This window comes from Candidatus Defluviibacterium haderslevense (assembly GCA_016712225.1).
Lineage (GTDB): Bacteria > Bacteroidota > Bacteroidia > Chitinophagales > Saprospiraceae > Vicinibacter > Vicinibacter haderslevensis.
Map to the genome: position 1 here is coordinate 1,350,641 of JADJRL010000003.1, position 21,860 is coordinate 1,372,500.

The 21,860-nt window shown below is 34.2% G+C and carries 18 protein-coding genes (1 of these 18 cut by a window edge); 10 read left to right on the forward strand and 8 right to left on the reverse strand.

The window, feature by feature from the left end; all coding sequences use genetic code 11:
- Window positions 1-36 precede the first annotated feature (36 nt).
- A complete protein-coding gene (locus tag IPK88_05465; GenBank protein MBK8242853.1) occupies window positions 37-1,317 on the reverse strand; it encodes an OmpA family protein in 1,281 nt (426 codons plus the stop codon).
- A 133-nt stretch (window positions 1,318-1,450) separates the two neighbouring features.
- Here IPK88_05465 and IPK88_05470 point away from each other — a divergent pair, with 133 nt between their 5' ends.
- Entirely contained in the window at window positions 1,451-1,975 is a 525-nt protein-coding gene (locus IPK88_05470) for a putative metal-dependent hydrolase (GenBank protein ID MBK8242854.1), read from the forward strand.
- A 6-nt stretch (window positions 1,976-1,981) separates the two neighbouring features.
- Here IPK88_05470 and IPK88_05475 read toward each other — a convergent pair whose 3' ends face one another.
- From IPK88_05475 to serC, 7 genes are all read right to left on the reverse strand, one after another.
- On the reverse strand, window positions 1,982-2,728 hold the full coding sequence (locus IPK88_05475) for a succinate dehydrogenase/fumarate reductase iron-sulfur subunit (GenBank protein ID MBK8242855.1): 747 nt from the start codon (window positions 2,726-2,728) through the stop codon (window positions 1,982-1,984).
- Window positions 2,729-2,860: 132 nt separating this feature from the next.
- Window positions 2,861-3,778 (reverse strand): tRNA epoxyqueuosine(34) reductase QueG, encoded by a 918-nt coding sequence (queG, locus tag IPK88_05480; protein MBK8242856.1) that lies wholly within the window; start codon window positions 3,776-3,778, stop codon window positions 2,861-2,863.
- Window positions 3,779-3,921: 143 nt separating this feature from the next.
- A complete protein-coding gene (locus IPK88_05485; GenBank protein ID MBK8242857.1) occupies window positions 3,922-4,809 on the reverse strand; it encodes an outer membrane beta-barrel protein in 888 nt (295 codons plus the stop codon).
- A gap of 65 nt (window positions 4,810-4,874) precedes the next feature.
- Window positions 4,875-5,717, reverse strand: a complete 843-nt coding sequence (locus IPK88_05490) for a hypothetical protein (protein ID MBK8242858.1) — start codon at window positions 5,715-5,717, stop codon at window positions 4,875-4,877.
- Entirely contained in the window at window positions 5,680-6,255 is a 576-nt protein-coding gene (locus tag IPK88_05495) for an RNA polymerase sigma factor (GenBank protein ID MBK8242859.1), read from the reverse strand. The genes IPK88_05490 and IPK88_05495 overlap by 38 nt, the downstream gene beginning before the upstream one ends.
- Before the next feature lie 149 nt (window positions 6,256-6,404).
- A complete protein-coding gene (locus tag IPK88_05500) occupies window positions 6,405-7,157 on the reverse strand; it encodes a M48 family metallopeptidase (GenBank protein MBK8242860.1) in 753 nt (250 codons plus the stop codon).
- Window positions 7,150-8,220, reverse strand: a complete 1,071-nt coding sequence (gene serC / locus IPK88_05505; GenBank protein MBK8242861.1) for a 3-phosphoserine/phosphohydroxythreonine transaminase — start codon at window positions 8,218-8,220, stop codon at window positions 7,150-7,152. Before serC ends, IPK88_05500 begins: the two co-directional genes overlap by 8 nt.
- A gap of 185 nt (window positions 8,221-8,405) precedes the next feature.
- Here serC and IPK88_05510 point away from each other — a divergent pair, with 185 nt between their 5' ends.
- The 9 genes from IPK88_05510 to IPK88_05550 form a co-directional block, all read left to right on the forward strand.
- On the forward strand, window positions 8,406-11,669 hold the full coding sequence (locus IPK88_05510) for a gliding motility-associated C-terminal domain-containing protein (GenBank protein ID MBK8242862.1): 3,264 nt from the start codon (window positions 8,406-8,408) through the stop codon (window positions 11,667-11,669).
- A gap of 238 nt (window positions 11,670-11,907) precedes the next feature.
- Entirely contained in the window at window positions 11,908-12,864 is a 957-nt protein-coding gene (locus IPK88_05515; GenBank protein ID MBK8242863.1) for a hypothetical protein, read from the forward strand.
- Complete coding sequence (locus tag IPK88_05520; protein MBK8242864.1) at window positions 12,842-13,345, forward strand: hypothetical protein; 504 nt, start codon at window positions 12,842-12,844, stop codon at window positions 13,343-13,345. The genes IPK88_05515 and IPK88_05520 overlap by 23 nt, the downstream gene beginning before the upstream one ends.
- Window positions 13,346-13,357: 12 nt before the next feature.
- Window positions 13,358-14,710 carry a hypothetical protein gene (locus IPK88_05525; protein MBK8242865.1) on the forward strand — a complete coding sequence of 451 codons (1,353 nt, stop codon included), beginning with the start codon at window positions 13,358-13,360 and terminating at the stop codon, window positions 14,708-14,710.
- Window positions 14,711-14,721: 11 nt separating this feature from the next.
- The gene (locus IPK88_05530; protein MBK8242866.1) at window positions 14,722-15,078 is read left to right on the forward strand and encodes a hypothetical protein; all 357 of its coding nucleotides are present in this window, start codon (window positions 14,722-14,724) and stop codon (window positions 15,076-15,078) included.
- Window positions 15,079-15,098: 20 nt separating this feature from the next.
- On the forward strand, window positions 15,099-15,665 hold the full coding sequence (locus IPK88_05535) for a hypothetical protein (GenBank protein MBK8242867.1): 567 nt from the start codon (window positions 15,099-15,101) through the stop codon (window positions 15,663-15,665).
- Entirely contained in the window at window positions 15,652-16,107 is a 456-nt protein-coding gene (locus tag IPK88_05540; protein MBK8242868.1) for a hypothetical protein, read from the forward strand. Before IPK88_05535 ends, IPK88_05540 begins: the two co-directional genes overlap by 14 nt.
- Window positions 16,107-20,489: a gliding motility-associated C-terminal domain-containing protein gene (locus IPK88_05545; protein ID MBK8242869.1), complete on the forward strand. Its 4,383-nt coding sequence runs from the start codon at window positions 16,107-16,109 to the stop codon at window positions 20,487-20,489. The genes IPK88_05540 and IPK88_05545 overlap by 1 nt, the downstream gene beginning before the upstream one ends.
- Window positions 20,490-21,144: 655 nt before the next feature.
- On the forward strand, window positions 21,145-21,860 hold the 5' portion of the coding sequence (locus IPK88_05550) for a hypothetical protein (protein MBK8242870.1). It continues 34 nt past the right edge of the window; 716 of the gene's 750 nt are visible here — the first part of the coding sequence; its start codon is at window positions 21,145-21,147; its stop codon lies beyond the right edge, outside the window.

Sequence of the window (21,860 nt, forward strand, 5' to 3'; positions counted from 1 at the left end):
GAATGGTTTTATCGAATGTATAACTGATAAGGAAAATTATTTTTTTGTAACTCGAATAGCCACTCTTCGGTTCAAATCTCTACCCGCTTCTGTATTGTTATCAGCAATAGAATGATCTTGACCATAACCTTCGGCTACCATTCTAATACCTTCTACCCCTTTTTCTACTAGTGAAGTTCTTACCGCTTCAGCTCTTTCTAAAGAAAGTTTTTGATTAGCTTTAGGATCACCAGTATTATCAGTGTACCCTCCAATTTTTATTTCAACAGATGGATATGCTTTCAATATTGAATAAATATTACTAATTTGATCCATTGAAACAGGATTTAATGTGGCTTTTCCGGTTTCAAATAATATTCTATCAAAATTAAACCAAGTGGTTTTATCAACGATTTTTGATTTATCATTAATAAAAGAAATTAAGGCATTTTCTACTCCTTTTACTGGTGCATTAATTTCAATTCCTCCTGGGAGGGTTAATTTAATCGATTGGCCAAGTAGATCCCATTTGGCCTTTACGCTAGAATCTAAGGAATTCATCAAATCATTTGTATTTGAATTTATTGTATTAGATCCTAAAGTCGTTGAATCATTCAATGTATTGTTTACATTTTCAATTTTAGTTTGAACCAAATCATCCCTGTCAGATGTATTACAAGCCTTCATCATAGTCCATAATAATGCTAATAATCCAATCAACCCTATTAACCACATCCACCAATTACTTCCATTTTCATCTGATGTTGGTTTAGAATCGAATTCTTGATTAACTGTGTTTGTTAAATTGGTAAAATTTAATATTGATTTTAAATCACTCGGTATAGCATTTATTATCTCTCGTTTATAACCACCTAACCAAGTAGTTAAGCCTGAAACGCCATAATTTTCAGTAGTTGATTTTTTCTTAAGAAAAGATAACACGAATGAACCTGCAATAGTTAATAATTTATTAGCAGAAGCTGAACTTTTAAAATTTGAAAATTTAGAAAAACCATCTATTAATGCTGAATGATTGTCTCCAAATAAAAGTTGAATGAAGGAGCTACTTATAATTTGACTTTCATTAGAAATGTCTTCTATTGAAAAATCATTAAGATTATTTAAAAGACTGCTTTGGTTGTCTTTATGATTGATTAAATCCCAAATTTGATGGATCCGATCTTGATGAGTTGATTCATTTAAAACACCACCTAAAAGTATAGGTAAAATAGCTTCTAATCCTTTTGAAGTTGAATGCTCTGTTTCTCCAATAAAATTTGAGGTTTTGGAAAGGAATTCATGGTTTAAGTAGCTTTTTAATAGATCAATTACATTCATTTTTGTTACTTTTTAAATTAATTATTTATTCAGATAACTCATTTATACCACATTAGTTTGGTCAATTTACAACCCTTTTTCAAAAATTTTGTTAATTGTTGTTAACAAAAGAATTTAATCTTATTTTCAAACCATGGAAGAATTAAAATACCCAATTGGAAAATGGAAATCTCCAGATACTATTGATAAGATTCGATGTTCGAATTGGATCAATGAGATTAAAGATTTACCGAATCAACTCAAAAGTACCTTGTCTCATATTAATGAAAATGACCTTCAACGCAAATATCGACCGGAAGGATGGACCATCCAACAAGTAGTTCATCATATTGCTGATAGTCATATGAATGCATATATTAGACACAAACTTTCAACAACTGAAGATACCCCTACTATTAATCCATATAACGAAAAATTATGGTCCGAAATGTTAGATGTAAAAATGATACCCATCGATGTATCATTAAATCTAATTGAAAGTCTTCATTTACGTTGGGCCGTTTTCTTAGGTTCATTGAATGAAACAGACCTCAAAAAAGGGTTCATCCATCCACAACATAATAAGAAAATTTTATTGGAAGAATCTATTGGGATGTATGCATGGCATGGAACACATCATTTACATCACCTAAAAAATGCATTAAAATTTAATTATTAGTGACTTCTATTGTTCTGAAACAAATATCGCCTTTGTATAATATCTATTCATTCGTGCGATATTCTCTAAAGAAATCTCCTTTGGACAATCAGCTTCACATGCTCCAACATTAGAACAACGACCAAAACCTTCAGCATCCATCTGTGCAACCATATTATATACTCTTCTGTTTTGTTCAACTTCTCCCTGAGGCAAAAGACCTAAATGTGATACTTTAGCCGCAGTAAATAACATTGCTGACCCATTTGGACAAGCTGCAACACACGCCCCACATCCAATACAAGCTGCCGCATCAAAAGACTTACCTGCAACATCCTTTTCAATGGGCATTGAATTTCCATCAATTGCCTGGCCAACATTAATTGAAATATATCCACCAGCCTGAATAATTCTATCAAATGCAGTCCTATCTACAACTAGGTCCTTAATTACTGGAAAAGATCTGGCTCTAAAGGGTTCAATCACAATGGTTTCCCCTTCTTTAAAATACCTCATATGCAATTGACAGGTCGTAGTGCCTGAATTCGGACCATGTGGTTTTCCATTGATTACCATACTACAAGCACCACATATTCCTTCACGACAATCGTGATCAAAAGCTACCGGCTCTTGTTTTTTATCAATAAGTTGTTGGTTCAGAACATCCATCATCTCTAAGAAAGACATGTGTTCATTCGCTTCAATTTGATACATTTCAAATCGACCAACTGATTTACTATCTTTTTGTCTCCAAACCTTCAAATTAAGCTTCATATTTCTTACTGTTTCTAGTACTGTAACAAAGTGTAAAAGTAATTAATTTGAGAATTATAATTTAACTTAAGACTATTTATTACTGCCCAAGGAAGTTATTTATAGAATGGCCTTGTTATATTAATAAAAACTTTAATTTATAAATTTAATGTTTTTCATCATTCCTTCCCTTTTAGTTCTTTTAATCGGGGAATTTCTACTTATTTTTTTCCATGTTTCATCATTAATCTCCAACCAATCCGATTTAGTTAATTGTAACATATCCAAGTTTGGTTGAAATTCAGGTACTTTGGTTGGTTTGGAAAATCGATTCCAAGGGCAAACTTCCTGACATATATCGCAGCCAAATGCCCAGCCATTCATTTTATCTTTAAATCCTTCAGGGATTGAATTTTTAAGTTCGATTGTAAGATAGGATATGCATTTACTAGCATCTAAAAGATAGCCATCCGGATGAATTGCTTGAGTAGGACAGGCTTCAATACATTTTTTACAGGTCCCACAATGGTCTTTTATTGGTGTAGAATATTCAAATTCAAGATCAACTAAAATGCAAGCCAAAAAAAAATAACTACCTTTTTTTGGATTAATTGTGAGGGTGTTTTTACCATTCCATCCAATGCCACTTTTTTCCGCCCAAACGCGTTCCATAATAGGTGCTGAATCAACAAACGCTCGAATTGTTATATCTCCATATAATTCTTTCAATGAATGTAACAATAGGTCACATTTGTCCTTAATAACCCTATGATAATCTTGACCATAAGCATACTTAGATACTTTAGGATGATCCTCCGAAAGGTGTATTTGTGGCTGGTCATAATTTAGAGTCATCATAATAACTGATTTACATCCTTCGAGTAATTTTGTGGGATCAATTCGAAGATCAAAATACCTTTCCATATAAGTCATCTCTCCATGAAAACCATTTGCCAACCATTGCTCTAATTGCAAAGCTTCCTTTTCAAGTCTTTGTGCTTGAACAATTCCTACAGATTCAAATCCAATAGAGTGAGCCAATTCAATAAATGGTTTAGACTGATGTCTCATTAATGATTAAATCTTATTATTTATTAGCAAAAGTATATTAACAATTTGAATAGGCGTTTTAAAATTCCATGTTTCAATAAAAAAGCCCGCAATACATATTGCAGGCTAACCACATTATTGAAAAATTAAAAAATAATTTAAATTTAAAAATCAAACCAAATACCACATTCCAATGTTTGGAACTGATTTTCCTTCCAAGTATCACTTAAATCATAATTAGCAAATAATTTAATGGCCCCGATATCGATTCTTCCGGTTATTCCATATCTGTATTTATTAAAACCAAAATCTTCTTCAGTTTCAATTTTCTGGTTGATATCGCTTTTTTTAACATTAGATTCTTGATAAACCAAAATTCCTGCATACCCACCGAATCCTATTCCTACTTTCCCTAATCCCTTTATTCTATTACTTTGTGTATATAACATTAAAGGTACTTGTAAATGCTGAATAGAAAATGAAGACCTTTTAATATTATCATCTTTAGTATAATCCAATATTTTATTGGGTGTAAAAGATATTTTATTTTTAAACGTCATTTCTTCAATATGATACCCAAATGAAGTCAAAAGCATCAGATGCTTAGTCCCTAAATAAATTGTTGTAGGCAGAAAATTTAATGTTGTACTCCATGAACTAAATGGTTTATTTTCCAAATCATCTACTAAATTCTTAGCTTGACTCTTATCATGTAATAATACATTTACTCCTAAATCAATATCCAAAAATCCAACGCGTGCGCCACGTTTTTTCTTTTTTTCAGGATTTATATTTTCCTTATTACTTTTATCTAAATCAGTTTCATCCATTTCATCTTCTTCATCAACTTCATTTTTTTTGTCCTTCTGGTCTCTTTCAATAATTAATATATCTCGATCTCCCAATTTAATTTTGACCGTATCATGCTCAACATTAACTGGTGGTGGAGTAGGAGGTAATGGTGGGGCTAAATTTTCCAATGGTGGAACAGTTTCTTGTGCTGCTAAGTGCATAGCACTGTACAAAATAAACACGAAAATTAGTTTTTTCATTTTAAAAAATTTTTATACTTGTTATTATTTAAATTAAAAAATTAGTTGTTTCACAATTAAAATCATCATTGAATAGGAATACTAATCGATTTATGAAAGGCAACTGTCTCACTTTTATAATTGACTGCGATAAATGTTTTTTGATTCAACTCCTTGGATTCAATTTTCAAAACATCCGAAGTCCATTCACTGCTCTTCTTTGAAATTAATTTCATAATCCCTTTAAATATGGCTTTTCCAATAGTGTAAGATTGATTCGAATGATCAGCTACACTTACTATTGGTTCTGAAGAACTTAGCTGGGTTATATTTCCATTTTGTGGTACTTCATTAATCTTTATTAATGGTTCAGCATCATCTGTTTTAATGTTCGATTGAGTAATGATCGGTTCATTTAAAACAGCTATTTCTTGGTCCATATGATCATCCGTTAATTGGTTCGCCAATTCAATATTATTGGGATTTTCAATGATTTCTTGTTGAATAATAGTTTTTGCTCTGAGCGTTCTGCCTTTTTTATTTACTTGTTTGTTTGATTGTATTTGCATTGTCTTTTCCGCAATTGCTTTTGTTTCATTACCTAAAACAATTTCATTAGCTTTTACATTATCCTCAACAATTTCTTTTTGATCTTGAGGTAATAGTGATTTCTCTGAAACTAAAGATAAAGTTTGGTTCGTCCCATCGTCTTCACTATTTAGTGAAAAAATAAAAACAATCAGTATACAAATTGATGCAGCAATCCATAGATAATGAAAGTTGAATTTTGCACTATGTTTTTTGGGCCTATTAATATGCAACTTTCCTTTTTCTTCAATCATTAATCGTTCAAAAAAATCAGAAGGTGGTACCTTATTGTCAATAATATGCTTATGCTGTTGTATATATTGTTTTAATCGATCGGACATGTTGTTTATTTTTTTTTATTATTTCTAATAATTTCTGTTTACCTCTTAAATATTGACTCCTTGAAGTTGATGCAACAATACCTAACATTTGAGCTATTTCTTCATGTGAATAATCTTCAATGGCGTATAAGGTAAATACGATACGATACCGTTCAGGTAACAACTCTATAGCATTCATTATTTCAGCCATATTAGATTCATGTTCAAATTCATCTATAACTCCATCCTCAGAATTTAGAGAATATAAAACACTTTCATCATTCAAATCATCAAATTGAAGTTTTTGCTTTTTATCCAATTCACTGAGCGCAGTGTTTATACAAATTTTTTTAATCCATGCTGGAAGTAATTGTCCATTATTAAGTTGTTGTATGTTTTGAAATACTTTTATAAAAGTTTCCTGTAATACATCTAAGGCATCTTCGGGTTGATTCATCATTCGTAAACAAATATTATACATAGGAATATTGAACATATCATAAAGCTCTCTGTAGGCTTTTTGATCTGCTTGTTTTATCCTATCGACTAAAGTCTGCATTTGTTTTTCGTTTAATACTGAACTACAATGATAAAGAGTAGTAAAAATGCCTTTCGTTGCATCAAATTAATTTTATTTTTAAGTTTAATTAAAAAATAAATATAAAATGTTGAAAATTAATATGTTAGTTATGATAAAATAGAGTTCATTTACCATTGACAAGACTCACCATGATCTTTAAGCCATTTTTCGGATTCCAAATAATGAGGCATCGCTCTTTCTACTTCTGCCCAGAATTTGGCTGAATGATTATGATGTACCAAATGTGCTAACTCATGAATAATAATATAATCCAAAACAAAATTAGGAGCCAACAATAATCTGGATGAAATACTTATATTTTTGTTTGTACTACAACTTCCCCAATTGCTGTGATTATTTCTAAGTCTAATTTGATTGATTTCTTTATTAAAAAACTGCTTATTAAGTTCATGTACTCTATTTCTTAATCCTTCTATATATGTTTTGGACATAATATTACTAATTAGACTGGAGCACATTTTTTGACGCTGTTCAACAGTAATATTTGCAGGTAATTCCAAGTATATGACATAGCCTCTTCTTCGACCGGTAGCTGTTTTTCGTTCTATATTCTCTTTAACATCTAATGTAAAAAGGCTATTTCTAACGGTCAACTGTGATCCTGTTTCATAAACTTTGGGTAAATATTTCGCTCGATATAAATGATCTTTCGTTAATCTTTTATAAATCCATTCTTTTGCCCATAAGATGTGTTTTGTTTTTTCAAAACTAGGAGACATAATTGGAATTCGTATTATAGCTTTATTCTTGGTTAATGAAACTCTGGCAGACATCCGCCATTCATGATGGATCTCCAATAATAAATCTATATTATCAATTTGAATGTTCTGATATTCTTTGAATGTTTTTGCTTTAAGCATATTTCAAAGCGAAATCTTGCATTACGTTTACTAATACATTGACACTTTCTAATGGCAATGCGTTATAAAGTGAAGCTCTAAATCCTCCAACAGATCTATGCCCCTGTAGGCCAACACAATTTGCATCCTTGCACAATTTTAAAAATTCAGCTTCGTGATCCGAGTTTTTTAATTTAAATACAACATTCATGCGAGAACGATCTTCTTTCCTGACCGTTCCTTCAAAACATGGATTTCTATCGATCTCATTATACAGGGTTAATGCTTTTTCGTTATTACGTAATTCCATAGCTTTCGGGCCCCCCATTTCCTTTATCCATCGCATAGTTAACATGGATACGTATATTGGAAATACGGGAGGTGTGTTATACATCGAACCTTTATCCATGTGGTTCTTGTAATCTAACATGCTTGGTAATTTTCTTCCGGTTTTTCCCAATAGGTCTTTTTTAACTACTACTAAGGTGACACCTGCAGGACCCATATTTTTCTGAGCTCCAGCATAAATTAACCCAAAGTTTTTCCCATCTACTTTTCTACTAAAAATATCAGAAGACATATCGCAAACCAAAGGAATAGATCCCTTAGGCCACCAATGGTATTGAGAACCATAAATGGTATTATTAGAAGTAATGTGTAAATATGCACCGGTATCGGGATATTCGAACTGATTCGGAATATGTCTAAACTGATCAGATTCAGATGAAGCAATGACATTCACATTTCCAAAAAGCTTGGCTTCTTTAATAGCTCCACTTGACCAAGTTCCTGTGTTAACATAATGAGCTGTATCATGTTCTGGTAATAAATTCATTGGAATCATAAAAAATTGTGAACTAGCACCACCAGAAAGAAATAATACCGCATATTCTTCATCTATTCCCAATAATTCCCTAACTAAGGATTCTGATTCATCCATTACTGATTCAAATTCCTTACTTCTATGAGATATTTCTAAAATAGAAAGGTCTAATTCTTTAAAATTAATGATTGAAGCTGAAGCTTGTTGTAATACGGATTGCGGAAGTATTGCTGGTCCCGCATAAAAATTATGTTTTTTCATTCAATGATGTATCTTATATTAAAGCCCAAAGTTATATATTGTTTATTGCTCTATAACATTATAGAATCACTTTTTATTATAACGAACAATATTTTAAACATATCTCCTTATTTCTTTATAAATTTACACTACGACAACATAAAGTTTATATTAAATAAAACTTATATTAAGTTTAATTTTACGTAATGACTTACAAAAAGATTTTTATCCATTCTATTTTACTTGTGGCATGGTTATCTCAATTCAATTTACATTCTCAACATATTATTCCACATAATATCTTAAACAATTCAAATGTAAGTCAGCTTGGGGGTTCTTGTTGTTGTGGAACATTTTTGGAAATGAATTTTCCGAACTTGGACTTTGAAGGCGGAATACCTCCGCCAATAGGAGGTTTTATAGTTTATAGTGCAGGTCAAATGATCGATGAATGGACAGTTACCAGAGCAACTATTGATCATTGTGAGGGTTCTCACGCTAATTTAGGTGCCGGGAATCCCAATGGTGCTTCCAATTTTATTGATCTGCATGGATCTCCTGGTTTTGGTGGAATAAAATACAAACTTACCGGACTAACTCCCGGAAATTCCTACAGAATCGATTTTTGGACAGCTCAAAATGGAGGCAATCACAGTTCTACTGGAACCCTTTTAGTAGCCAATGGTGCTTGGTTAAATGTCAGTTGGGTGGTTACTATTTCTGGAAGTGTTGCTTGGTTTAAGCAATCTTATATGTTTATGGCTATGGCAGATATGGCAGATATGGAATTTAGTAGTGTTGGAGATTTAATCTATGCAGGAACTTTAATAGATGATATTAAAATTTTTGAATGCCCGGGCGATCAGGAAGAACCAATGATTACCAATGAGCCACAAAATGAAATATACAACTGTATCGGTGATGTACCAAAAGCTCCAAAATTAATCGTTACAGATAATTGTGATGCGAATCCAACCATATCCTTTAAAGAAACCACTTCTAAAATTGATAAATGTGAACAATTGATAAAACGTGATTGGGAAATTCTTGACAAATGTGGTAATAAAAAACTTTTTACTCAGGAAATAACGGTAAAAGATGAAGTCGCGCCAAATATTACTATTGCAGGGAAGGACAAAATTATATTATGTTCCAATCACACTAAAAATACTTTTTTAACGTGGCTATTTAGCAATGCAGGAGCTTCGGCAACTGATAATTGTAAAAAAATAACTTGGGATTATGCTTACGACAGTATAGCAACGAATTCATGTGATACGACACTCGTTGACTTCATTGTTTCGGATGAATGTGATAATACTTCAAGCTTTGTAGCTAAATATATTATTATTGATACGATATCACCCAAAATAGTAAATCCAGCTAAGGATGTTTTGTTACAATGTTCACCCTTAGCCAGAGATTCACTCAGAAATTGGCTGCAAAATCATGGATCTGCAATAGCTACTGATAATTGTTCATCAGTTGCCTGGACAAATAATTTTAAAGGCGATTCTTCTGCTTTAATTAATGTTGTAGATTTCTATGCAATAGATCATTGTGGAAATAAAACAAAAACTACAGCAACTTTTATACAACAGGATAATCCGGATACAGTAAGATTTACCCAATATGATTGTTCGATAAATATCATCTCTATCGATACTCAATTTTTTCAATTGCCAGGATGTGATAGTTTAGTTATCATTAATAAAATTCCAGCGGTTAAGGATTCGAATTACTTTTCCTATACCACATGTGACCCATTTCAAAAATCATTAGTCATCGACACGCTGATTAATATGCGTGGTTGCGATTCATTTATCATCTCATCTTATAAATATGTCAAACCCGATACATCTGTAATAACAAATTTTAATTGCACAATAATCGATACCTCGATAACCTACCAAATAGTTTCTAAAAGTCCTTGCGATAGTGTTATTAAAGTTATACAAATTCCAGCAATCACAAATGAATTGATTTTAAATCAAACGACCTGTGATTCCACAAAAATTGGGATTGATACATTGGTTTATAAAAATATTTACTCGTGCGACTCTACTATTTATATCAATACTATTTTTTCTCCATTAACTATTAATTATCGGGACAGTTTTTTATGTACAATAAATAATAGTTATAAGGATACTTTAATTTATCAAACCAAAACTTGTGATAGTCTGGTTATTATTCATTATAAACCTAAACAGAAGGATACGCTTTATATCGAAACAAATACTTGTCAATTCCAAAATGCCGGAATATTCAATTCGCTATTCACCAACAAATACGGTTGTGATTCTTTAGTCATTGAAAAAATTAATTTTATTGCTGCTGATACTCTTTTTATTAATAAAAATGTTTGTAATATTCCAATTCAATTAATAGATACTTTATATTACCCTATTCAAGGTAAATGTGATTCAGTAGTTTTCGTAAATAACATATTTCATACTTCCGACACTACTTATTTAAAACAAATCACTTGCGATCCCAATCAAGTGAATACGATCATAAATCATTTGCAAGGTCAATATTGCGATAGCGTTATTATTTCTAAAATTGAATTGAGACCATCTTCGATACAATATCATCTTGAAACAACTTGTTTTAAAGATTCTGTTAGATCAGATAGTTTATTTTTAATGACTTCACTGGGTTGTGATAGTATCATTGTAACAAAGGTTCTTTATGAACCTATGGTTTTCGATGTTGCCATTGATCATATTAGTTGCTTTGGTATGAAAAACGGAAGTATCAATGTGGATGTCATTAAAAATGTTGAACTCCCTTTAGAATATATTCTCAATGGTGTTCAAGTAACAAATAATGATCTGCTTAATAAATTAGATGTCGGTACCTATACTTTAATTATCACGGATAAGAGAAAATGCAAATCTGATAGCATCCTGTTTCAAATAATCCAACCCGATCTATTAAATGTAGATGCCGGAAAAGATTTACATCTCAAAACGCCCACAACCATTAATCTAAAGGCTAATACGAATCGGGTGGTTAAGTTTTATCATTGGTTTCCGGAATCATTATTTTCATGCAGTTCCTGTGAAACTACAGAAATTCAAATTCATGAAAATGGTGAAGCATATATTTTGGTTACCGACCAAAATGGATGTCAGGCCATAGATACCATCCTATTCATTTTAGATGAATCTGGACAAGTGTTTATCCCTACACTATTTAGTCCTAACGGAGATGGCATCAATGATTACTTTATTCCTGTTGTTACTGATCCTAATATTCAGATTAAGTCCATGAAAATATTTGATCGTTGGGGAGAACTATTGTTTCAAAGTGAATTAGTAAATCCAGCACAATTTAACACAGGATGGAACGGAATATTTAGAAATAAGCCATTGAATCCAGGAGTATACCTTTACCTTATTGAAGGACTTGATTCTAATCTTTCTAAGATTAACCTTAAAGGTGAGGTCACCTTGATACGATAAAAGTAGATAAGAGTTTATATATTAATATTATATAAATATAAACGCTAAAGATGTTGTGCCATTTTCTAAAAAAATTAGAAAAGACACTTGAATTAAATGAGAATTTTGAATGCAATTAAAAATAAAGCAATTAATTGTTCCAACATTATTCAGGATTTAATTGCTTTTTCAAATTATTTAAGAAAATCAGTTGAATATAATTTAAATAGGCTTACATTTACTTTTGAAGCCCAGCTTTATGAATTACTTATCTAACCCCCAATCTAATAATAAAAGAGTTCTTACTTTTAAGACTTTGCTATCTCTTTTCATCATTTCTCTTTTGAGTTCTTGTACTACTGATAATCTTAATGTCATAGACGATAATGACCCTATATCAGTTACCAACATCTCAAGATTAAAAATCGAAAATTATGTAAATCGGTTATTTATTGATTTGATTGGGCGGGAACCTTTAAAAGTGGAATTAGGGCCCGAAGTAGATACCTTGAAAGTGAGAGAACTCAGTCGCGATTCACGTCTTGACCTTATTAACAGACTCATGCAGGATACTAGTTTTAGAATCGGTGAGCGATCCTATAAGGCGGCATTTTATCTAAATCTGTATAATCTGGCTAAAGTTCGTTGTCTTGAAGGTGTTTCGGATGAGGAAATATCTTACTATATGGGTTTGTTTCTGTCTGATGCGATGAGAGACTCCATGAATGGTAATTGGGATGACTTCTATGGTAAGTTAAATCAAATTCGCAAGCTTCAAAATGTGTTACAAAGCCAAGAAGATCTCTACAATGGAGATATCAGCTACAATCAAATATTTCAGTTCATGGTGGATAACCACATTTACGGCATTATCAATATGAATACCTTCAATTTTATCCGCGCCATTTATAATGAATTACTATTTAGATTGCCTACAGATCAAGAATATGCTGTTGCTTTTGATATCATTGAAAAATCCTCGCCAGGCCAGGCATTTGGAAATTATTGCAGCAACAAAACGGAATTCATCCACAATCTCGTTGAATCACCCGCAATGCATGAAGGTATAGTCATTTGGACTTTTCAAATTTATCTAAATCGCTTCCCAAGTTCCAGGGAACTGGCTAGTATTCTTCCCGAGTATTTAAAACATCACGACATCCGCGAAATTATAAAACAAATATCAGTGACTGATGAATATGCAGGATTTAAGTAAGCTTTTCTACAAGTTAGGAATCATATTTCTAATGTTCTTTTTGGCTTCTTGTCAAAAGGATTTTTATGTATATGAAATTGATGATCAGACCATTTTACCGGTCAATAGTCAAAAGATAAAACCTAAATCCATAACGCAGTATATCTCTATTTTATACACTAATTTTTTTCAAAAAGCAATCAGCCCTAATTCTATGTTGAGTGCCCAAAAGGCCATTGAATCCATTGGAGATAAACAAGTAGCATTTGATATATTATTGAGCAAATACATGAATGACCCTAAGGTTATTATTCCAAGCAAAGAAGAAATGCTCAAAGATCCTGAAGCTTTTATTCGAGCCACCTATAAGCGATTTCTGGTGCGAGAACCTACAGAAGCTGAACTCAACTGGATGTTGAATTATATTTCGAGCCGTCCTAATGTAACACCAGAACATTTTTACTTTGCTTTTGGTACTTGTAATGAGCATTTTCACTATTAATTTGAAGGGGTTATGAATCGACGAAAGTTTATAAGAAATTCAGCTTTAGCTGCAACCGGAAGTATTGGAATGCCCTTTCTGCTTCCATCCGGTCTTTTGTTCGCTCAACAAGCTCCTATGATGGCAAAACATGTTGTTTTTGTTCAGTTCGCAGGTGGTTTGCGTCAGCAGGAATCGGTTTTACAACGTTATTTAGCCGGGAGCCAAAACGAACAGGTGGAAGGCAATATCATGTACAATTTATTAGATGGTCCACCGCCAGAGGATAAAATAGCTTATGGTATAGATGACAAAAAAAATAATATTGTAGGCGCATTTCCGATTAATCCATTACTTCAGACTTCCCTGCAACGACAAGGCATCTTGTTTCCGGAGGTGAAATTTTCAAAGGGTAGCGCTGGACATTTCAATGGATTAAGTACGGGGGTTTCGGGCAATTACTACACTACTTCAGGACTTAGACAAAGAACTGCATCTCCTACAATATTTGAATACCTAAGAAAACATGCAGGTTTCAAAGCAACAGATTGTTGGTCAGTTGCCAATAGTCTCACTGGTTCGCGATCTCTTCTTAATTATTCGGACCATAAAGATTATGGTCGGCGATATGCTGGAAATTTTATTGCCCCTTCCGTCACTTTTGGCGCTCCAGGAAGGGAACATTTCATGGATTTCAAAAATTACCATCCTGATACAGATTATGCATTGTTTCGAGAAATTAGAGGCTTTTTGAATCAAAATTTTACAAACGACGGACTTGAAATTCCCCACTTATACAATACACCAGAAGAAGAAAACAACATCAGGGAGTTCATCCGTCAAACTTTCGAAAAAGTAAAAAATGGTAAGATCATATCTCCCCCGGTTACGGATAATGGAGATATGGTTACACTAGGATATACCGCAGAATTGTTGCGTTGGTTCAAACCTAGATTGACAATTGTAGATCTCAGCAATATTGATGTTTGCCACGGCAATTTCACTGCTTATTTAAAAAATATTCATCGTGCAGATCATGGAATTGCATTCTTGTGGAAGGAGATTCAGGCTATTCCTGAAATGAGAGACAATACTGTTATGATCGTTATGCCGGAGCACGGAAGAGATTTAGAAAACAATTCAATTAAGGATCTCAATGATTGGTTTGCTTATGACCATTCCGGAAGCCCAAATGCGCGGAGAATTTTCACATTAATGGTAGGACCCGGTATTGACGCGAACCTAAAACGAGGTTCAGAACAATCTCCTTTGGGAGATGCCTCGGATGTCGTTCCAACGATTGCTGATATATTTGGAATTAAAGAAATCGTCTACAAAGCAGGCTTGCTGGATGTTTCAGCCAGATCTTTATTTGACAGAATTTAAATCAATTAAAGATGGCAAGAATTCAACAAATGATAGTTTGGGTATGCGGGTTGGCTTTTTTATTTATTACCTGTGAAAAACCTGATCCACCTGAAAATCCATTTGATAATTATAACCCCAAACAAGACACAGTAAAATTTGTTTTTAGTGACCCAGACTCAACTTCCATTGCTGGATTATATCATTATATTTTCAAACCTACCTGTGCCAATGCTGGATGTCACGATGGTACTTTTGATCCTGACTTCAGAACATTGGAAAGCTCATATAATACTTTGGTATTTCGAGAAGCCATCAAACAGGATGGAAAATATTTGGTTCGTGTAAAACCTTATTCCCGGATGAATCTGTTTTACTTGCAAGATTAAACAATATTGTCTCGCCTCAAATGCCCATCCAGATTGAACCAGATTCAGACTGGGGTCGTAATAAAACTAAATATATTCAATTAATTGAAACTTGGATACGCAATGGGGCTCCATCTATTGACGGTACGATACCTAAAGTAGGTATACCACAAGCCCAACTGCTAGGTTGTTTTGCGAGTTATCGTGATACCGGAAAAATAGACAGAAGACTTTTTAACGGACCTTTAATTTTAGATAGTTTGATCGACACCATTGATTTATTTTTTGCATTTAAACACGATGCTCAGGATCCTTCAAGTTTTTCAATGCCTGAAATTCGATTGAGTCAAAATCCTCATGTTTATGATTCTACACAATTGATTATGAATATGGAATTAGTTCAGCCTCCTATGCGGAATATAGGCCTCTATGGGGATTCAGTTAATTATAGTCACAAAGTGCGAATTTTGAGTAAACAAATTTTTCAAAATCAAAACCAAGTCTTTTTCAAAACATTAGTCAAGGACCATCTCAATCCGATTACTGAACTTCCTTCTGAAAGAGCCGTATTTTCCATGAAAAAATATATGTCCTTTGAAAGGCTTTAGTACATATCTCTATATTGGCATGATAACCGCCATTCTAGTCTCCTGCAGGGAAAATGCGGATGAGCCGCCATTTTCAGTAACACCTGAAATTAAATTCCAAAGTCTTTCACACGACACGATTCGCGAATTCGAAGATGTCCTCACCATAAGCATTAGTTATCAGGATGGAGATGGAGACATAGGATTTGAAGAACCAGATGATTATGCAGTTTATATCAGAGATGTAAGGCTTAATAAATATGACGGATTTTATATAGGTCCTGTCGCACCACCAGGCGCGTTAATTGCGGTCAAAGGAAATTTAAAACTAGAATTTCCAAGTTTATTTGTGTTTGGAAATCGGAGTGAAGAGCGGACCCGATTTTATATTTATATGATAGACCGAAGCGGTCATAAAAGCAATGAGTTGGTAAGTACTGATGTCATCATTAAAAAGAAATAATGAACCGTGTTTTGCAAGTAATGAAATCCCTGATCTGTCTAGTAATTAGCACGATTGTTACATGCAATATGCTGTTTGCTCAGACGGAGTACATGATGCAAAACAATCTTGTGCATGATTGTGAAGGAATTCTTACCCATAGTCAGGCCGGAGAGGATAAAAACTACGATCATAACGAAGATTATACATTTACTATTTGTGTGCCGAGAGCAACTGCCATTATCCTTAATTTCGAATTTTTTGCTACCGAGAAAACATACGATGTGATGACCATCTATGATGGACCAGATCGAAATTCGCCCGTTCTTGGAACCCTTAGTGGCATCTTAAGCCCTGCCCCTGGATTTATAGCTCGAAGTGGCTGTGTTACTATACATTTCAAAAGTGATGACAATATTACTGCTAATGGTTGGAAAATGAATTGGACTGTAATCTTTGAATTACCAGCACCGCCATCACTAAAACTACTATCGTCCACTGATTGTCCCTTATCTGAAATGATATTAGAATTGGGATATCCAATTCCGTGTGATCAAATTGTTCCTGGTAATTTCAACATCTTTGGCCCTGGGGCTTCGAGTATCGTTGAAGCCGAAGCTTTGGACTGTTTAAATGGTGTGACCCGAAAGGTCAGAATAAAATTTGACCCTCCTTTAGATAAACCGGTTAACTATCGTTTGAATTTTGCTTTCAAATACATCGATGAATGCGGTAAAGAACACGCTCTAATTTCCAGTGTGTTGTTCAGTATGAACAATTGTCCTTTTACAGTAGACATCCGGCAGGCAGATAGTATTGTTTGTGCTGGTTTGTGTACAGAACTTGAAGCGGTGCCATATGCAGACCCTAAACAGGTTTTTAGGTTTTTATGGGTTCCTGGAGGACAAACTACGAAAAAAATAAAAATCTGCGATCTCGATACAGCGAATTATTATGTTGTTGTTACAGATAGTGTTTCGGGTAGAAAGGATACTGCAAGATTTATGTTTATCCCTTTAAAAATTCCAAAGATTCTGAATCGAATTCAAGATACGGTGTGTGCCTCAGCTTCAAATTGGAACTATGTCGTCGATCTACCTGGTGGAACTTTCTTTCCTTCCAAATTTCCAGGACAAAAAAATACCACTGGAGTTTATGAATTCTGGCGCCACTATAAAGGAAATGGATTGCAATCTGATACGGTGTGTTATGTTGCTCCTAATGGTTGTAAAATTTGTGATACGGTATTGGTTTGGCCCATAGATCCAGGACAAAATCAAAAAGCCTGTTTGGGTGGACCTGTTATTACCCTAAACGGTGCAACACCTTCCGGAGGAACCTGGTCGGGTTCAAAATTGGGTCCAAACAGAAGTTTTATTCCGGATACAACTGGACTTTTTAGTTTCCTGTATACCGCTCCCAATGGATGTATGGCAACCCGAACGATTGAAGTTTTTAATAATCCAAAAATCTTAAATCCTATTCAAGATACCTTTTGTGCATCCGCCCAAAACTGGCAATACCAAGTGAATATTCCAGGTGGTGATTTTTATTCTTTAGTCATCCCAAACCAACAACGAAAATCAGGTATTTATGAATTCTGGAGGTTACTCGGAAACGATAGTTTGCGCACGGATACAGTAACATATGTAGACCCTAATGGCTGTATTGTTCGGGATACTATTTATATCATTCCCGTTAGTGCAGGACAGCAACAAAGTGCTTGTCAATATAGTGGTTCATTCCAACTCAAAGGAGCTTCTCCTACAAGAGGTTTTTGGAGTGGTAAGAATACAGATTCAATAGGAATTTTCAATCCCATAGACACAGGAACATTTGTAATAAGCTATCAAGCTTCTAATGGCTGTATCGCAAATAAAAACGTGGTGGTTTATCCTGTACCCCGAATTTTAAATCCTATATCTGATACCGTTTGTGCTTCTGCCGCCAATTGGAAATATAACGTAGATCTGGGGGGAGGAACTTTTGATGCTGCAGCCATTCCTGCAGCACAAAACCGAACTGGTGTTTACCCTTTTAACTATTGGTCCAGATCAAACCAGATTCAGCGAGATATAGTTGTTTACACAGCGCCTAACACATGCAAGACTTCTGATACTCTTTACATCATTCCGATTGATGCCGGTCCTCCGGAAGCTGCCTGTCAGGGAAGTTCGGATTTTGATCTTAAAGGAAATCATCCACTTGGTGGACGTTGGATGGGAAATTGGGTAGATTCTACCGGAAAGTTTTCTCCTCTGAGTTCTGGAACCCACCAGATACAATATCAAGCACCCAATGGATGTATTGATCTAAAGACAGTTTATGTAACGGACAGTATTCAGATTTCTCCAGTAGATAGTTTGTGTTATTTGGAAAATTTTCAATTCACATTTAATCCACCAGGTGGATTTTGGAGGGGCCCTGGAATTGTGGACAGTGTTCTAGGCAAAGTGAGTGTTTCCAAATCCAATATAAATCAATGGAATGTTTTCAATTACCACATAAATGGTTGTGATCGCGATGTCAACGTATTTGTAAATAAACCGAATGCAGGACCAGATCAGGATTTGTGTTTGGGAGCCCACTATTTGTTTTTATCTGTTCAGGGGCGCTGGACTGGTCCAGGACAACTTGATCTGTTAAACAATCGCATTGATATTTCCTCATTACCTTCGGGAAAACATGCCTTTCAATTAAACTTCAAACAATGCAGAGATACATTTATCGCTAATATTCATGATGTACATTTAAATGCTCCAGTTAATAATCTTTTTTGTCCTTATCCGGATAGTGTTGATTTGATCCAATTATTAACCCCGAGTGATGGACCGGGATTTTTTACAGGAAAAGGAATTGAATTTAGAGATAGTCAGTATTTCTGGGTACCTCAATGGGCGGGACCCGGTAAGCATTCCATCTATTATTCAGCCTTTGGATGTCAGGATACGCTTGAACTTGTAGTAGAAACTCCAATAATGTTTTCAAATTATGAATTGTGTGACCGAAGTCCACCAACCATTTTGCAGATCCAACCTCCGGGTGGACATTGGGAGGGAACAGGATTTTTAGATGAATTGCAGGGTTTGTTTGATCCGGGTCTTTCTGGAATCGGAACACATAGAGTTAGTTATATTAGTCCTGCAGGTTGTCGTGAGGATACCGTAGTAAAAGTCGAAGCTTGGACACAAGTCAGTATCACAGGATTGGATGCCCAATATTGTTTTAAAGACCAGGATATACCCGTTATTCTAAACCCTCCGGGTGGTGATTTTTACATTAATGGCATTTTATCTCCTCCGGTAATTAATCCTTCTAAGCTTGGATCAGGAAACTGGGAACTAAGCTACACCCGAGGTAAAGGCAATTGTAGTTCTTCTGAAAAAATATTAATCAGTATACTTCCTCCGATCAGTAAAAAATTATTTAGTGGAAACGACACGATTTGTGCCGGACAACGGACTTCCATTGAAATTGATGCCATTGGCGGTAAAGGATCATTTTTATATAATTGGGATCAGGGGTTGGGATTTGGAAGCAGTCATGTCGTTTCTCCATTAGTAGATAGTTGGTATAGGGTAACAGTAACGGATGGTTGTTCAGATCCATTAGTCGATAGTGTTCTTGTAAAAGTTCATCCAAAATTTGTAGTGGATACCATTCAGGGACCTGAAGTTTGTTTTGGAGAAACCACTTTTGTAGAACTAAAACTGGATACTACATTCTTTGATATAGAATGGCAAACTAGTCCTATAAAGCGTGGAAATAGACTCAAAGATTTACCGGGCGTATATCTGGCAGAAATTATTCAGAAATCAACAGGTTGTCGCCAGGAACAGAATATAGAATTACCGGGTGCAGACCCTATAGCTGCGAATTTCAATTTGATTCCTAATCAGGAGTGTATTGACAATATTAACAACCTTATAGAGATCATAGATCTTGCCACTGGATATACGAGTGGTAGTATTGATTTTGGGGATGGTTCTCCACCGCTTGATCTTCTGCAACCTGGTTTATTAACTCATGAATATCTGGACACAGGCAAATTCGTTATAATACAGCGAGTTCAGAACGATTTAGGTTGCATTGATGAATTTTCAAGATCGATCTGTATTCGCAACGAAGTCAGAATTTATATTCCCAATATCTTTAGCCCCAACGGAGATGGAAAACACGATCAATTCATGATCACTCACTTAGGGGTAAACATTTTGCGCTGGGCTGTATATGATCGTAATGGAGCCCAATGTTTTGTAAGTCATGATGGAGATACCATTTGGGATGGACAGTTTAATGGTAAGCGCGTTGTCGAAGGAGTTTATGTAGTCGTTATAGAATACTTCAACCCGAATAATGGAAAGCAAGAAATATTCAAGGGAGATTTAACGGTGATTAGGTGAGAAAGTAAGTCCCTGTATATTTGTGATTAATTCTTTACTTACACACAGATTTGTGGATTTAGTAGTTCGTTTTTAGATGCATATTGAGGCTTAGTACCTCAGCCGTACCTCGAGGGTAGAGCGACCCTAGATACTTGCTTGTGAGTTGTACTTAATTATTTCTGAAATTTGGGCGTTTTTAAGCACCTGATGTTCCCTTTATTCAAAAAATCCTAATACAAACCCTCCACAAAACCTAAAACCGTTAAATTTTTTAGAATACAGAAGAAAAGTTGCATCCTGTTTCTGTTTAAATAAATATAAACTGTACGACATACAAAACAACCAAATAAGTTTGGATATATTTGTAAGGCGGGAGAAGGGATTGGTATTAATATATAAATTTGGACGTTTAAGTATTTTCCTTAGTAGTTCTCAGTTGATCGAATGATGTTGAATTTAGATGTAAATTGTTACAAAATCCAGTATATGAATTTCATAGCTTACTAAGACCAGATAAGGGCATTTACTTATTGAGTGACGCGCAAATTTATGTTTATAAAAGTTTGGATTGGTCTTGGTATTAAAATTATTTAAATAATTGAATATCAAATTATTAACAGTGTTTATTTATTTAAAATAAACGCATGTTTTATAAAAACATGCGTAAAGCGAAATGTTAGTGGCAAGTGTAAAAGACGGCCGTAAACAAATGAACGAGACAGAAGCAAAATATTATTTAGGAGGCTACTACCTGACCAGACTTAGACCTAAAACTTATGGGGACGAGAAAGGTCATCTGATATATACTTGTAGTGAGTGCATAAATGACCACATTCTTGACGTTTGGTCTTACAGTTGGACAACCGACAATAACCAACAAATAGATGAAGTAAAAAATGATTACGGTTTTTCGAACAAACAAATAGATGAAATAAGAACTTGGGTTGACCAAAAATCTAATGACAATAAAATCGGATTTTTAAATGTCTTTACAGACCTTGAAACAGCAATTGAATACAAAAGAAAATTCTTTGACAATATGAAAGACGTTAAAGTATTCGCACTATACTTTGACACAAAGGAACGAAACGACATACTCAAAGAATTTAAACCGCAATCTGAAAAGTTTGGTGAAATCGGACTGCGGTTGACACTTTTAAAAGAAATAGAAGAACAAGAAAGTGAAGTGCTTATAGGATATGACTACATAGGAATTGAAAGTGGTGGTAGTTTTCATACTTTTCATTGCCATGACATTGGTAAAGAACTTTCAGACAAATTTGGATTGACTTTAAACAAATTCGGTTTGTTTGAAAGTGACACAAACTCAAAACAAGTTCTTGACTATTTGAACGATGAAGAAAACGGTTGTGAGCCTGTTCCCTGGTT